The 15,410-nt window shown below is 43.4% G+C and carries 10 protein-coding genes, 1 tRNA gene and 2 rRNA genes (1 of these 13 cut by a window edge); 9 read left to right on the top strand and 4 right to left on the bottom strand.

Annotated elements, in window-relative coordinates; all coding sequences use genetic code 11:
- Window positions 1–149: 149 nt before the first annotated feature.
- From ACSYSR_RS03225 to rpmH, 3 genes are all read right to left on the bottom strand, one after another.
- Entirely contained in the window at window positions 150–998 is an 849-nt protein-coding gene (locus ACSYSR_RS03225) for a membrane protein insertase YidC (protein ID WP_489816144.1), read from the bottom strand.
- Entirely contained in the window at window positions 982–1,344 is a 363-nt protein-coding gene (rnpA, locus tag ACSYSR_RS03220) for a ribonuclease P protein component (RefSeq protein ID WP_489816145.1), read from the bottom strand. The genes ACSYSR_RS03225 and rnpA overlap by 17 nt, the downstream gene beginning before the upstream one ends.
- Before the next feature lie 97 nt (window positions 1,345–1,441).
- Window positions 1,442–1,576, bottom strand: a complete 135-nt coding sequence (rpmH, locus tag ACSYSR_RS03215; protein WP_047975516.1) for a 50S ribosomal protein L34 — start codon at window positions 1,574–1,576, stop codon at window positions 1,442–1,444.
- A 507-nt stretch (window positions 1,577–2,083) separates the two neighbouring features.
- Here rpmH and dnaA point away from each other — a divergent pair.
- The 6 genes from dnaA to gyrA all read left to right on the top strand — a co-directional run bounded on the left by dnaA (window position 2,084) and on the right by gyrA (window position 11,117).
- Complete coding sequence (dnaA, locus tag ACSYSR_RS03210; RefSeq protein ID WP_489816146.1) at window positions 2,084–3,463, top strand: chromosomal replication initiator protein DnaA; 1,380 nt, start codon at window positions 2,084–2,086, stop codon at window positions 3,461–3,463.
- Between the two features lie 177 nt (window positions 3,464–3,640).
- Window positions 3,641–4,774, top strand: coding sequence for a DNA polymerase III subunit beta (gene dnaN / locus ACSYSR_RS03205; RefSeq protein ID WP_252773308.1), 1,134 nt, complete (start codon window positions 3,641–3,643; stop codon window positions 4,772–4,774).
- 205 nt (window positions 4,775–4,979) lie between these two features.
- A complete protein-coding gene (gene yaaA / locus ACSYSR_RS03200; RefSeq protein WP_252773307.1) occupies window positions 4,980–5,381 on the top strand; it encodes a S4 domain-containing protein YaaA in 402 nt (133 codons plus the stop codon).
- Window positions 5,372–6,490, top strand: a complete 1,119-nt coding sequence (recF, locus tag ACSYSR_RS03195) for a DNA replication/repair protein RecF (RefSeq protein WP_489816147.1) — start codon at window positions 5,372–5,374, stop codon at window positions 6,488–6,490. Before yaaA ends, recF begins: the two co-directional genes overlap by 10 nt.
- A 23-nt stretch (window positions 6,491–6,513) precedes the next feature.
- The gene (gene gyrB, locus ACSYSR_RS03190; protein WP_489816532.1) at window positions 6,514–8,508 is read left to right on the top strand and encodes a DNA topoisomerase (ATP-hydrolyzing) subunit B; all 1,995 of its coding nucleotides are present in this window, start codon (window positions 6,514–6,516) and stop codon (window positions 8,506–8,508) included.
- Window positions 8,509–8,540: 32 nt separating this feature from the next.
- Window positions 8,541–11,117, top strand: coding sequence for a DNA gyrase subunit A (gene gyrA, locus ACSYSR_RS03185; RefSeq protein WP_252773305.1), 2,577 nt, complete (start codon window positions 8,541–8,543; stop codon window positions 11,115–11,117).
- 372 nt (window positions 11,118–11,489) lie between these two features.
- Here gyrA and ACSYSR_RS03180 read toward each other — a convergent pair whose 3' ends face one another.
- Window positions 11,490–12,245, bottom strand: coding sequence for a LytR/AlgR family response regulator transcription factor (locus ACSYSR_RS03180; protein WP_489816148.1), 756 nt, complete (start codon window positions 12,243–12,245; stop codon window positions 11,490–11,492).
- Between the two features lie 710 nt (window positions 12,246–12,955).
- Between ACSYSR_RS03180 and ACSYSR_RS03175 the strand changes: the two genes are divergently transcribed.
- The 3 genes from ACSYSR_RS03175 to ACSYSR_RS03165 form a co-directional block, all read left to right on the top strand.
- Window positions 12,956–14,506: ribosomal RNA gene (locus ACSYSR_RS03175) — 16S ribosomal RNA — on the top strand.
- 95 nt (window positions 14,507–14,601) lie between these two features.
- Window positions 14,602–14,674, top strand: a tRNA-Ala gene (locus ACSYSR_RS03170).
- A 193-nt stretch (window positions 14,675–14,867) separates the two neighbouring features.
- Window positions 14,868–15,410: ribosomal RNA gene (locus ACSYSR_RS03165) — 23S ribosomal RNA — on the top strand; it runs 2,363 nt beyond the window's last position.
- The 16S and 23S rRNA genes sit together here with 1 tRNA gene alongside, the layout of an rRNA operon.

The following is a 15,410-nucleotide window of genomic DNA, read 5'->3' as shown; positions in this document are numbered from 1 at the left end:
AATAACACTAGGTATCATAGCAAAAAAAACAGTCTAATTAAACCATCGTTGCTTAAACTTTCAAGACCATCAAACAGACATCTTCACTATAAAAGGAATCAAAAAAAATCACAGCAAGAACTTGCTGTGACTTCATTTAAACAATACAATTAGCGCTTTTTACGCTTCTTTGAGCGTTGGGCCTTACGAACCTTACGTGCCTTCGCTTTTTCCAAAGCCAAGGCCTCTTCTCGCTCGCGGCGCATCTTGAATGGGTTTTGCAAGAAGAACGTTTGCACCATTTGGAACAAGTTTCCAACCACCCAATAAAGAGAAACGGCAGAAGGAACAGCTAAGGCTGTGAACAAAATTAGAAAAGGAAAGACATATGGCATTGCTTTCGTCATCGCATTTTGCTGCGGATTGGCCTGGGTTGACAACCATGACGAACCAAAGGTAAACAAGGCAGCCAAAATTGGCAAGACGAAATAAGGATCTTGGTGTCCCAAATTCAACCAAAGAAATGAGCCTGAACGTAACACAGGTGAATTGTGAATTCCCTGATACAAGGCAATCAAAACCGGCATTTGAACTAACAAAGGCAGCATTGAGGCAAAAGGTGAAATACCACGGTCCTTGTACAGTTGTTGCTGAGCAGCAGCTAGCAACTGCCGACTTTCAGTATCACGACCAGGATAAGTATCTTGCAAGGCCTTAATTTCATCTTGCAAGCCCTGCATTTTCTTCATGGAATCAACCTGATAAACCATTAATGGCAAAATCAGAAAACGAACAAAAACCGTAAAGACAATGATTCCAAGTCCAAAAGAAGACGAAAACCAGGAAGAAACGCCCAAAATAGAACGAATAAAGATGGCAACAAAACCACCCCACAAGCCAGAACCTGCCACATGGCCGCTATATGAATGGTCAGCAGCAATGATGCCCACCATTGCCAATGCTGCTAAGAGCAGCGGCAAAAAGCCAATTGTTTTTACCCATTTATTGATTCGAGTCATGATTTTCTTCCTTTAAAAGTTTCGCAAGCTTTAGTACATGTTCAAGTTGTTTCTTAATAAAAGCTTGGGACTGGTGTGCTGCAGCTGGTCTTGCAATCACTAAGATATCAACATCTGAATTCAACACTGGTTTTAATTCCAAAAAAGCTTGTCGAATTCGTCTTTTAACAAAAACCCGGTCATGGGCCTTACCGACTTTTTTACCAACTGAAAGCCCGAGACGGAAATGTTTTTGATTCTGTTTTTTTAACCGATATAAGACAAAATACTTATTTGCCACCGAATGATGGTGGTCAAAGACGTTTTGAAATTCGGCTGGTTTTTTAATCCGAAATGTCTTGCGCATGGTCTCTTACCTAAATCACCGTTCACTTATGTACACAGGAAAACCCTGCATTAAAAATCCAATAAAAATAAAAAGGCCACTGCATGCAGCGACCTGATTAGGCAGATAATACCTTACGGCCCTTAGCACGACGGCGAGCCAATACCTTACGGCCATTGCTAGTGCTCATACGCTTACGGAAACCGTGTACGCGTTCGCGATGACGCTTCTTTGGTTGGAATGTACGCTTCATCTATATTTCCTCCATTAATAATTTGTCTGCAAAATTTCTTGCAATTCGAGACTAATCATACCATGGATACGCCGTTGAGGCAAGTTTTGCACCAAAGTCGCCAGCAAAAACACTAAAAATTTTAAAATTGGCTCAAATCAGCTTTCCACGCCTTTATCCAAAAGAAAACCACAAGGTTGTGGACATAAGGGGACAATAATTGTCTTTTCACGCCTTATGCACGACTTATCCACATATCCACAGGCTGGGGACTGCTTTCTGGGGATAACGTTGAAAAAGTCAGACAAAACGAAATTAGTCCACTTTGTGGCGTTGATAACTTTGTTGATATGTGGATAACCCGAAAATTTGTTCCCTTTCTTCTCCACATGACAGACAGTTATTAGTCCCCAAGCGGGATAACTTTCTTTTTATCCTCTTTCCTGTGGATAACTAGTCTTTACCCCTTTTTTTTGCTATAATATTCAGCATAGCTTCATCCTTTATCTACTTTTCTTGGAGATTTACATGGCAAAACAACTTGATCCCGACGTCCTTTGGAAAGAGGTCAGTCTCAGACTTTACAAAACAACTGGTCCTGTCAGTTTTGAAGCAATGATTGCCCCACTTACGCCGCTTGGCTTTAAAGATGGCAAACTTGTTTTATCTGTTCCGACCGACCATGCCGCTGATATCATTCAAGCATGGAATACACAACAGTATGCGATGGATTTCGTCCAGCATGCCAACGAAATTACCGGCGACTTCATTCGACCAGAACTAAAAGTCGAAGAAGACAGCGAAACTGAAACAAGCGGTAGCTTCAACGGCTACAATGAACCGACCCAAATTCCTTTCTCCCAAGAAAACGATTTAAATTCTGATTTTACCTTTGATAAATTCGTCAAAGGGGCCGGGAACGAAAACGCCTTAGCAGTTGCCTTAGCAGTTGCTGAAGCACCCGGCAAAGTCTATAACCCCTTCCTTATTTATGGAGGGGTTGGTCTGGGTAAGACACATTTGATGCAGTCAATCGGTAATGAATATGCAACTACCCACCCAAATGCCAGCATCAAATATGCAACTGCAGAAGACTTTTTAAATGACTTTACGGATTCACTTCGTGAAGGAAACAAAGCCGATTCCAACGCGACGGCTAAATTTAAAAAAACATATCGATCGCTGGATATGCTTTTAATTGATGATATTCAGTTCTGGTCTGGTAAAGAAAAGGTGCAAGAAGAGTTCTTCAATACTTTTAACGCCTTAACCAAGGCTGGTAAGCAGATTGTGATGACTTCCGACCGCTATCCAACTGATATTCCAGACTTACTGACTAGGTTGACCTCCCGCTTTGAAGCGGGAATTACCCAGGACATTCAAAAGCCCGATTTACCAACCCGGGTCGCAATTTTGCGCAACTTGCAAGAACGCAATGATCTAGATATTCCAAACGAGGTACTGGAACTAATTGGCGAAAAGATTGATACCAACGTCCGTTCTTTGGAAGGCGCTTTTCATAAGTTTGAAGCCAAGATTCGCTTCATGAACAAGCCGGCAACCATTGAAACGGCCCAATCAATTTTGACCGAGCTAAACATTGACCAAGGCAAAAAGATTACGGTAGAGCGGATTCAAGAAACCGTTGCTAACTACTTTATGCAAACAATTGCCGATATGCAGGGATCTAGACGGCAAGCTGATTTAGTAACGGCAAGACACATCGCCATTTACCTCACCCGAACCATGACAAATAAATCCTTACCAGATATTGGTCGATCATTTGGTGGTCGCGACCACTCATCGATTTCACATGCCTACAACAAGGTAGCTGAACAGGTCGAAACGGAACCAAAAACAAAGGAACTGATTGAAGACCTGGCCAATGAGATAAAAAACGGGAAATAGGCCTTGTGGACAACACTCCCTTTTCTAGCAAGTTAGTCCCAAAGTTATCAACAGGTAAAAAGCGAGTAAATTAGGCCTGATTCTTCAATCCCCCGTTTCCACAGCCCTTATTATTACTACTAGTTAAATAATACTAATATAATATAGATGTACCGACCATAAAGGAGGCCGTACGCCATGAAATTTTCGATTAACCGTCAAGCCTTTATCAAAGCTTTAAATGATGTTGCTCGCGCAATTTCATCTCGAACAACCATTCCGATTTTGACTAACATTAAATTAGAGTTGTCCGAAGAAGACCTGGTCTTAACGGGATCAAATGCTGATATCTCAATTAAAATCGCATTGGAAGCAAGTGATACCACTAATGAATTAGTAATTGAAAATACAGGTGGTATTACCCTCCCTGCAACTTTCTTTATTAATATTGTCAAGCATTTACCTGCTGACAAAATGACACTTGAAATTGATGGTTTGCAAGCTTTGATTACTTCTGGTTCAGCATCATTTAAAATTAATGGCCAACCAAGTTCAGCTTATCCAAAATTACCGGAATTAACGGAAAGCAAATCATTAAAGGTTTCCGCTGCTCAATTAGTTGAAATTATTGCCCAAACAAAAATTTCAGCTTCAACGCAAGAAAGTCGTCCAATTTTAATGGGAATTCATTTAACGTTGGATGGTAACCAAATTAAAGCTGTTACAACTGATTCACACCGCTTGTCGCAACGAATCGTAACGTTAACTGGAACAGAAAATACTGATAAAATATCGGTTATTATTCCAGCAAAGGCCTTTAATGAATTGCAATCATTGTTAGATGGACAAAATCGTGTTGAAATTAAGCTTTCAACCAACCAGGCTGCTTTTATCTTTGGTAAGACGACTTTCTATTCACGCTTGTTGGAAGGAAATTATCCAGAAACAGATCGTTTGATTCCAAATGAAGCAACTACCGAACTGCAAATTGATGCGGCCGTTTTGTCAGGTGCCATCGATCGTGCTTCGTTGCTGTCACACGAATCACGCAATAACGTGATTTTGCTGACCATTAAAGATGGCCAAGCACAACTTTCTGGAAATTCACAAGAAGTTGGTCAAGTAAAGGAAGAGCTGACAGCAAAAAAGGTTGTTGGTGAAGATTTGGAAATTTCTTTTAATCCAGATTATGTTCGTGATGCCTTGCGCGTTTTGCAGGGAAGAACGGTTGAATTGAAGTTTACAACTAACTTACGGCCTTTCATCATCATCCCTGAAGGTGAAACCGATAATAAACAACTCCAATTGGTAACACCAGTACGCACATTTTAATTAATTCTTTAGAAAAGAACATCTTCTTTGGTTGATGTTCTTTTTTTGTGCCAATTTGCACAAGGAAGCCTGCTGCTACTTTTTTATCTGTTTGGCATGAATGTCCAAAACAAAGAAATTAAGCTAAAAACGGCTCTCAGGGGCAAATTAGCGTAAGTATGGTATAATAACGGAGTAAGTATTTACCAAGAAATCGGGGAAAACGATGGCTGAACGCGTAGCAATTAAAACCGCTTATATCACCCTGGCTCAGTTGCTTAAAATGGAAAACATTATTGCTTCTGGTGGCCAGGCAAAAGCTTTTCTCGCTGAGCAATCAGTGTTGTTAAATGGCGAAGAAGAAAATCGCCGGGGTAAGAAATTGTACCCAGGTGACCAGGTTGACTTCCAAGAAACGCGCTATTTGATTGATAACCAAAGCGCAGAGGAAGAGGCCGAAGAAGCTGAAAAACAGGCAATCTTAGCTCGATTTGCTGCTAGTCAAAAGCAAGCAGCACACAAGGAAAAGAAACGCCAAACAGCGCTTGCTCGTCAACAACGAGCAAGTAACAAAGCGGTTCAGCGGTCATCGAAGCAAAAGCCAAGTGGACCAGGATCTTGGAACTAAGCGATTTATCTCTCAACCATTTCCGTAATTATGATCAAACTGATTTGCATTTCCAAAGTGGGATTAACGTCTTTTTGGGTGAGAATGCCCAAGGAAAGACAAACCTCTTGGAAAGTATTTATGCACTGGCATTAGCTCGCTCCCACCGGACAAAAACTGATAAGGATTTGATTCAGTGGGGACAAAAAGAGGCAAAAATTGCTGGTCGAATCAAAAATCGGTTTGGTCAAACGCCCCTTTCCCTTTCTTGGTCTGCTAAAGGCAAGCAGGCTCGGGTTAATCATCTTGATCAATCCCGGCTGTCAACTTACATTGGTCAGCTAAACGTCATTTTATTTGCTCCGGAAGACCTGGATTTGGTTAAGGGAGCACCGACGATTAGGCGCCGTTTTATCGACATCGAGTTTGGACAAATGAACAAACTCTATCTACAGCAAAGTAGCCAATACAAAAAAATTCTCAAAGAACGCAATGCCTATCTAAAGGCCTGGGCCCAGGGTGGCCAGCGCGACCAGATTTTTTTAGATGTCTTAACTGAGCAGCTAATCGACGTCGCTAGTCAAATTATTTTGGCTCGACAGCAATTTTTAATCAAATTAGAAGCCCAGGCAAATCAAATTCATCAGGAAATAGCCAGTCAAAAAGAGGTTTTAACCTTGCATTACCAAACGGCGATTCCAGTTGAAGTGGAGATGCAAAAAGATCAAGTGCAAGAGGCTCTTTTGTTGGTCTTTGAGAAGAATGCCGAGCGTGAAAAGCGGCAAGGCACTACTTTGGCAGGTCCACATCGAGATGATTTTATTATTGATGTCAACCAAGCCAATGTGGCGGTTTTTGGCTCGCAAGGACAACAGCGGACGGCGGCCTTAGCCTTAAAGCTTGGTGAAATCGAATTGATGCATCAAGAAACGGGTGAGTATCCCGTCTTGCTCTTGGATGATGTTTTAAGTGAGTTGGATGCCAACCGGCAAACGCACCTTTTAATGGCTATTCAAGACAAGGTTCAAACCTTTATCACGGCCCCTTCCCTAACGGAAGTGGCCCGTCAGTTGATCAAGGAACCAAAAATTTTTATCGTCAAAGCTGGTCATGTGCAGGTGGAAGAGTAGCCATGATGGCGTAAAGGAGAATGATGGCAGAGCAAGAGTATCCAGAAAATCAAGAAGTGGCCGCAGTAAATCCGGAAGAAGCAAGTCAAATGCATACGGATGCGGATGCCTATAATGCTGACCAAATCCAAGTTTTGGAAGGGTTAGAGGCCGTTCGAAAGCGCCCTGGAATGTATATTGGGACAACAACGGCCCAAGGTTTGCACCACCTGGTTTGGGAAATTGTCGATAATGGAATCGATGAAGCCCTTGCCGGTTTTGCTAGTCATATCACCGTGACCATCGAGAAAGATAACTCGATCACCGTAACGGATGATGGTCGTGGGATTCCGGTTGATATCCAGTCAAAGACGGGCAAGCCAGCCTTGGAAACCGTTTTTACAATTTTGCACGCCGGTGGAAAATTTGGCGGTGGCGGATATAAGGTTTCTGGTGGTCTGCACGGAGTTGGGGCCTCAGTTGTTAACGCCCTTTCAACGGCACTGGATGTCCAAGTTGTTCGTGATGGTCAGCTTTACTATATGGACTTTCAAACCGGTCATGTCAAAACAAAAATGACTAAAAAAGATGGGCCATTGCCAATTGAACGAGGAACAATCGTTCATTTCAAGCCCGATGCTGATATTTTCCAAGAAACAACTGTTTATAACTATCAAACTCTGTTAACCCGTGTTCGAGAATTAGCCTTCTTGAACAAAGGGTTGCGGATTTCAATTGAGGATAAGCGTTCGGATGAACCCCTTAGTGAATCTTTCCATTTTGAGGGTGGGATTAAGGAATACGTTTCTTTCCTTGACGAAGATAAGCAGGCTTTGTTTGACCAACCAGTTTATGTTGAGGGTGAGGAGAACGGCATCGTCGTTGAAGTTGCCTTGCAATATACAACGGGTGTCAAAGAAAATCTGAAAACATTTACCAATAACATCAACACCTATGAAGGTGGGACGCACGAAACCGGCTTTAAGACAGCTTTAACCCGAGTAATTAATGACTATGCTCGCAAACAAAAGATTATTAAAGAAGGGGCCGAATCATTAACCGGAGAAGATGTCCGGGAAGGGATGACGGCCATTGTTTCGATTAAGCACCCAGATCCTCAATTCGAGGGACAAACAAAGACAAAGTTGGGGAATTCGGATGCCCGGCAGGCGACTGACCGGATGTTCTCTGAGACTTTTTCACGCTTTATGCTTGAAAACCCAGTAGTTGCTAAGCAAATCGTTGAAAAAGGTTCGCTCGCTCAACGTGCCCGGTTATCAGCTAAACGGGCGCGCGAAATGACCCGGAAGCAGTCGGGCTTGGAAATTTCGAATTTGCCTGGTAAATTAGCCGACAACACTTCGAAGGATCCTGAAATTTCAGAACTTTTTATTGTTGAGGGTGATTCTGCCGGTGGTTCAGCTAAGCAGGGTCGTAACCGTTTGACACAGGCTATTTTGCCAATTCGTGGAAAAATCTTGAACGTTGGGAAAGCAACTCTTGACCGAGTTTTGGCCAACGAAGAAATTCGTTCGCTCTTTACAGCGCTAGGTTCTGGTTTTGGGGATGACTTTAATGTTGAAAAAGCCAATTACCACAAAATTATTATCATGACGGATGCCGATGTCGATGGTGCCCATATTCGGACCTTGTTGTTGACGCTGTTTTATCGCTATATGCGTCCAATGGTCGATGCTGGCTATATTTATATTGCGCAACCACCTTTGTACGGTGTTTCTTTGGGAAATTCCAAGACCATGACTTATTTGGATTCTGATAAAGAACTAGAAGACTACTTAGCTCAATTACCAAGTAATGCCAAGCCAAAGGTGCAGCGCTATAAGGGTCTTGGCGAGATGGATTACGACCAATTAGCGGATACCACGATGGATCCTGCTAACCGAAGGTTGTTACGGGTTGACCCGGCCGATGCCCAAGAAGCTGATGCTGTGATTGATATGTTGATGGGTGGCGATGTGCCACCACGGCGTCAGTTTATTGAGGATAACGCGGTCTTTGTTCAAGACCTCGATATTTAATTGTCGGTCGTGTTTGACGAGGAGTAAATGAAATGCCAGAAGAAATGGATACTCGGATTCAAAATACGCATTTGTCCGAGCAAATGAAGACGTCATTCTTGTCCTATGCCATGTCAGTAATTGTGGCTCGGGCTTTGCCTGACGTCCGTGATGGGATGAAGCCTGTTCATCGTCGAATCCTTTATTCGATGATTGAGCAAGGCAATACGCCAGATAAACCCCATAAAAAATCAGCCCGTATTGTCGGGGATGTTATGGGTAAGTACCACCCTCACGGTGATTCAGCAATCTATGAATCAATGGTCCGAATGGCGCAGGACTTTTCATACCGCTACTTGTTGGTAGATGGCCATGGAAACTTTGGTTCTGTTGATGGTGATAGTGCCGCTGCCATGCGATATACGGAAGCTCGTTTGTCGAAAGTGGCAATGGAAATGGTCCGTGACCTGAATAAGGATACGGTTGATTTCGTGCCAAACTACGATGGTGAGGAACGCGAACCGGAGGTTCTACCTGCTCGAATCCCGAACCTCTTGGTCAACGGTGCAACCGGAATCGCCGTTGGAATGACAACCAATATTCCAACGCATAATTTGGGCGAGGTCATTTCGGCCTTGCATATCTTGATGAACAAACCGGAGGCGACGACGGCTGATTTGATGGAAGCACTACCCGGTCCTGATTTCCCAACTGGTGGAATCGTCATGGGTAAGGCTGGTATCCGAAAAGCTTATGAAACCGGTCGGGGCACAATAACGATTCGGGCTAAGGTCGATATTGAAACGACAAAATCAGGTCGAGAACAGATTATCGTGACAGAACTCCCCTACGCCGTTAATAAGGCGCGTTTGATTGAACGGATTTCGGAATTAGCTCGCGATAAGAAGATTGAAGGCATTACCGGTATTCGTGATGAAACCGACCGTGAAGGTTTGCGGATTTCAATCGATGTCCGACGAGATTCTTCCGCATCGGTTATTTTAAATAATTTGTACAAGCAAACCCTTTTGCAGACTGGGTTCTCTTTCAACATGTTGGCCATCGACCATGGTGCTCCGAAGACGCTGAGTTTGAAGGAAATCCTGGTGGCCTATCTGGACCACCAGCGTTCTGTCATTCGTCGTCGGACAAGCTTTGACTTAAAGAAGGCTGAAGCACGGGCACATATTTTAGAAGGTTTGCGCATTGCCCTTGACCACATTGATGCAATTATCAATATTATTCGTTCATCCAAGACTTCTGATGAAGCCAAGACACGTTTGATTGAGGGCTATGACCTCTCGGACAAGCAGTCACAGGCCATCTTAGACATGCGTTTGGTCCGGTTGACCGGTTTGGAACGCGATAAGCTAGAAGACGAATACCAAAAGTTGGTTGCTTTGATTGCTGATCTGAAGGATATCTTGGCCCACCAAGAACGCATCGATCAGTTGATCTATGATGAATTGCTTGAAATCCAAAACCGTTTTGGTGATCCTCGTCGGACAGAATTGCAAGTTGGTGATGTTACCAGCATCGAAGACGAAGATTTGATTGAAGAAGAAGATGTCATTGTTACTTTGACTAATAACGGCTACATCAAGCGGGTGCCAGCGAGCGAGTTTAAGGCACAAAACCGTGGTGGTCGTGGTGTTCAAGGGATGAATCTGAATGATGAAGACTTTGTGGACCAGTTGGTTAACCTTTCAACCCATGACTCCCTCTTCTTCTTTACCAACAAGGGAAAGGTCTATCGGATGAAGGGCTATGAGATTCCTGAATATGGTCGTCAGGCTAAGGGAATCCCTGTGATTAATCTTTTGAACTTTGAAGAAGATGAAAAGATTCAATCCCTTCTATCTGTTAGTGGTAATCCAGCTGAAAGCCAAGATAATCTCTTCTTTGTTACTCGCAAGGGTGTCGTTAAGCGGACACAGGTACAAGACTTTGCCCACATTCGAACATCTGGCTTGAAAGCATTGACCCTACGTGATGATGATGAAATTTTGAAGGTCTTGCAAACAGATGGTTTGCAAAATATTGTGATTGCCACGATGAATGGTTACTCCGTGACCTTCGCGGAAGAAGCGGTCCGACTAATGGGTCGTGGTGCTGCTGGTGTACGAGGAATCAACTTGCGTGACGGAGATGAAGTGATCGGTGCCGATATCTTAACTCCGGACTCGAAGGTCTTTGTGATTAGTCAAAAGGGCTATGGGAAGCAAACAGCAGCTGCTGAATACCCTGTTAAGGGTCGTGGCGGTAAAGGGATCAAGACGGCAACAATCACCGAAAAGAACGGACCACTGGCTGCCATGGTCACTGTTGATGGCGATGAAGACATTATGGTCACTACTGACCAGGGCGTTATGATTCGCTTCAGCGTTGATACAGTTAGTCAAACCAGTCGAGCAACGCAAGGCGTTCGTTTGATTCGTTTGGAAGACGACAGCAAGGTAGCAACCTTGACGAAATTGGAACCAGTTGAGATGGACGAAGATAGTCCAGAAGCTGCTTTGGTTCAAAGCCAAGAAGCAGCAGATAATAGCCAGTCCCCTGTTAGCGACCAAGTTAGTGACTTAGTTGCTCGAGCAGAGGCTGACCAAAACGATACAGATTCTGAGCAATAATCAAAATAAAACACCACAATAGTCAGGGACAAATTGTCTGTGATTAAACCGTGGTGTTTTTATTTTAGAAAAATAAAATGAAGAGGTTGGCATCTTAAGCCCATCAAGATATGATAATAGCTAGCAATAATATTAGATGATTTTCGGAATGGATCGGGATGTGATAGAAAGCAACTTTAATTTTTGGGAGTTGCTGTTTGCTGTTATTTTCAGTAAGTGGCCGCCATCCTTTGTTGATGACGTTAAGGCGAATGATATTGGGAGTAATAAGTGATTTTGAATCAGTGATTTTCTTTTTTTGTTTAGCAAATCGTTTCAATCAGTTTTAAAAACATCACAACCACACTATCTGTGGTCGTGATGTTTTTTCTTTTAATCGTTGCGTTTGAAGTTTGGATTTTCATCTTTGCTCGGTGGTTCAGTAAACCAAGTTGTGTGCATTCGGACTTCGCTTGCATAGCGACGAGAAACCGGTAAAGCGTTGCCAGTTGAGAGCGTAATAATTTTTTTCTTGGGTTGGTAGTCCTTTAAATAGTTTAAATTAATGGCAAAGCTTGAGTGAATCTGACAAATATCTTTATGGAGTGGGACAATGGTTTTAAGTGTTGCCCTGATTTTCGTGATACGGTCGTGTTCATGCAAAATAAGGTGGTGAGTCCCCTTTTCACAAGAGATATAAATGACATGTGTTAAATCAACCAAAATTGACCGTGTTCCGTTTGGAAAACGTACAAAATTTGGTTTTGTGTAAAAAATTTTGTGAAGATTGTATTGGGCCTTTTCAATGGCACGTAAAAGACGCTTTTGAAAAGTTAAATCACGGTCATTCTTAATAATGAAGTCTAAAACCCCAACTTGGTATTCGAAACAATAATTAGCCAAACGACTATCTTCCGCTAAGAGAATGATTTGGGCGTTGGGATTGTTCTTCTTAACTAATTCGGCAGTTTGAAAGCCAATCTTTTCGTGACCGCGGATCTCCAAATCAATAATCAAAATTGGACCTCGTTTATTTGAACGAATCGCGAGTAAAAGTTCTCGTGGAGTTTCAAAAATATATGGATCGATTAAGATTTTACGGAACAAGCGCTGGTCACGCTTCTTTGTTGTTAGAATATAGCAAGCCATATTCGCCTCCTTTCCCGTTTAGACACCTTTCTAAATCAATGATTGAAATTGATTAGTACTATTAGATAAAGAATAAATTCTATATTAATTATACGAAAACCATAATTTTTTACCACAAATATTTACAAAAAGTCGCATTTTTAATCATATTTAGATAAATGTTAAATTTAAAGGAGTGTAAAGTACAGTATTTTTTTACAATAAATTAACAAAAAGTAGTCATCATCGAAAAATGTACAATAACACCTTTTAACGTAATCAAAACTTTCAAAAAATTATTAAAAAAGTGTTGACGAGTAGTCAGGTAGGCGCTATACTTGTTATTGTTCGTTACGAAGCAAAGCTGCTTCGAGCGAAGCGCTGGTTGTCAGAGATGACCGGCAGTTGATAAAAGTTCATCAGAAAGTTGTTGACAAGCTTCAACATTCCTGATAAACTAATCAAGTTGCCCTAACAAAGCAACTCAAATAACTTTCTAAATTAGTTGTTGACTTTAGGTCACAGCTAAGGTAAGATAAATGAGTTGCCCAACAAGGCATCGCACATTGAAAACTGAACAAAACTTTGAACAAACAAATCTGTAACGGTGGCTACTTGGTAAGTAGTCACAAACAAATTTGCGAAGTCAATTCGTAACAAACAATAAACGGATAGGCGTTATCGAGAGATAGCAACTAGTCAGTTTAATCGAAGAGCAATCTTCAAACTTTTAACATGAGAGTTTGATCCTGGCTCAGGATGAACGCTGGCGGCGTGCCTAATACATGCAAGTCGAACGCGCAGCGAAGAGTGCTTGCACTCTTCAAGCGAGTGGCGAACGGGTGAGTAACACGTGAATAACCTACCGAAAAGCAGGGGATAACATTTGGAAACAGATGCTAATACCGTATAAAACGTGCTGTCGCATGACAAAACGTTAAAAGGTCCGTTTGGACCACTTTTTGATGGATTCGCGGTGCATTAGTTAGTTGGTGGGGTAAAGGCCTACCAAGACAATGATGCATAGCCGAGTTGAGAGACTGACCGGCCACATTGGGACTGAGACACGGCCCAAACTCCTACGGGAGGCTGCAGTAGGGAATCTTCCACAATGGGCGCAAGCCTGATGGAGCAACGCCGCGTGTGTGATGAAGGCTTTCGGGTCGTAAAGCACTGTTGTATGGGAAGAACGGTAAGGGTAGGAAATGATCTTTACATGACGGTACCATACCAGAAAGGGACGGCTAAATACGTGCCAGCAGCCGCGGTAATACGTATGTCCCGAGCGTTATCCGGATTTATTGGGCGTAAAGCGAGCGCAGACGGTTCGATAAGTCTGAAGTGAAAGCCCACAGCTCAACTGTGGAAGTGCTTTGGAAACTGTCGAACTTGAGTGCAGTAGAGGTAAGTGGAACTCCATGTGTAGCGGTGGAATGCGTAGATATATGGAAGAACACCAGTGGCGAAGGCGGCTTACTGGACTGCAACTGACGTTGAGGCTCGAAAGTGTGGGTAGCAAACAGGATTAGATACCCTGGTAGTCCACACCGTAAACGATGAACACTAGGTGTTAGAGGGTTTCCGCCCTTTAGTGCCGAAGCTAACGCATTAAGTGTTCCGCCTGGGGAGTACGACCGCAAGGTTGAAACTCAAAGGAATTGACGGGGACCCGCACAAGCGGTGGAGCATGTGGTTTAATTCGAAGCAACGCGAAGAACCTTACCAGGTCTTGACATCCTTTGAAGGTACTAGAGATAGTGCTGTTTTCTTCGGAAACAAAGTGACAGGTGGTGCATGGCCGTCGTCAGCTCGTGTCGTGAGATGTTGGGTTAAGTCCCGCAACGAGCGCAACCCTTATGTTTAGTTGCCAGCATTCAGTTGGGCACTCTAGACAGACTGCCGGTGACAAACCGGAGGAAGGCGGGGACGACGTCAGGTCATCATGCCCCTTATGACCTGGGCTACACACGTGCTACAATGGCGTATACAACGAGCAGCGAACTCGCAAGGGTAAGCGAATCTCTTAAAGTACGTCTCAGTTCGGATTGTAGTCTGCAACTCGACTACATGAAGTCGGAATCGCTAGTAATCGCGGATCAGCATGCCGCGGTGAATACGTTCCCGGGTCTTGTACACACCGCCCGTCACACCATGGGAGTTTGTAATGCCCAAAGCCGGTGGCCTAACCTTTTAGGGAGGAGCCGTCTAAGGCAGGACAGATGACTGGGGTGAAGTCGTAACAAGGTAGCCGTAGGAGAACCTGCGGCTGGATCACCTCCTTTCTAAGGATAATCGGAGCGTTACAGGGACGTCAGAGTCAATTTGATTTGTGCAAAGTTTTGTTTAGTTTTGAGTGCGTGAAGCACAACCAGCGCATGGGGGATTAGCTCAGCTGGGAGAGCACCTGCTTTGCAAGCAGGGGGTCAGCGGTTCGATCCCGCTATTCTCCATTGGCCAGAAGAAAGCCTTTTGGCCAAAAGCTAGTACATTGAAAACTGAATAATCAAGAAATTCTTTTAAAATGATTCAGAGGTGAATCATCTAAATGAACCGAGAAACAACACAAGTTCTTTAAAAAAGAACGGTTTAATCGCAGGTCTGAAAGAAGACCAACTCATAAAACTGATCCAACTGAAAAGTTGTGGTTAAGTGAATAAGGGCGCGTGGTGGATGCCTTGGCACTAGGAGCCGATGAAGGACGTGACTAACTACGATAAGCTTTGGTGAGCGGTAAGTACGCTATGACCCAGAGATTTCCGAATGGGGAAACCCAGCACATAGAAGTGCTATCACTATCTGAATACATAGGATAGTTGAAGGAATACGCTGTGAACTGAAACATCTCATTAGCAGCAGGAGCAGAAAGAAAAATCGATTCCCTGAGTAGCGGCGAGCGAAACGGGAAGAGCCCAAACCAGTGTGCTTGCATGCTGGGGTTGTAGGACTGTCGTTGAGTTACCAAGATAGAAGTTAGGTGAAAACGTTGGGAAGCGTTGTCAAAGAGGGTGATAACCCCGTAACCGAAAGCTTTTGTCCTCTAGACAGGATCCTGAGTACGGCCGGACACGTGAAATCCGGTCGGAATCTGCGGGGACCATCCCGTAAGGCTAAATACTCCCTAGTGACCGATAGTGAACCAGTACCGTGAGGGAAAGGTGAAAAGCACCCCGGAAGGGGAGTGAAATA

Source organism: Fructobacillus sp. ESL1096 (genome assembly GCF_058511985.1).
This window is presented reverse-complemented; position numbering and strand designations above follow the sequence as displayed.

Coding starts and splice junctions, on each gene's coding strand:
- ACSYSR_RS03225 (WP_489816144.1), bottom strand. CDS start 998: ATGACTCGAATCAATAAATGGGTAAAAACAATTGGCTTTTTGCCGCTG.
- rpmH (WP_047975516.1), bottom strand. CDS start 1,576: ATGAAGCGTACATTCCAACCAAAGAAGCGTCATCGCGAACGCGTACAC.
- dnaN (WP_252773308.1), top strand. CDS start 3,641: ATGAAATTTTCGATTAACCGTCAAGCCTTTATCAAAGCTTTAAATGAT.
- yaaA (WP_252773307.1), top strand. CDS start 4,980: ATGGCTGAACGCGTAGCAATTAAAACCGCTTATATCACCCTGGCTCAG.
- dnaA (WP_489816146.1), top strand. CDS start 2,084: ATGGCAAAACAACTTGATCCCGACGTCCTTTGGAAAGAGGTCAGTCTC.
- gyrA (WP_252773305.1), top strand. CDS start 8,541: ATGCCAGAAGAAATGGATACTCGGATTCAAAATACGCATTTGTCCGAG.
- gyrB (WP_489816532.1), top strand. CDS start 6,514: ATGGCAGAGCAAGAGTATCCAGAAAATCAAGAAGTGGCCGCAGTAAAT.
- ACSYSR_RS03180 (WP_489816148.1), bottom strand. CDS start 12,245: ATGGCTTGCTATATTCTAACAACAAAGAAGCGTGACCAGCGCTTGTTC.
- rnpA (WP_489816145.1), bottom strand. CDS start 1,344: ATGCGCAAGACATTTCGGATTAAAAAACCAGCCGAATTTCAAAACGTC.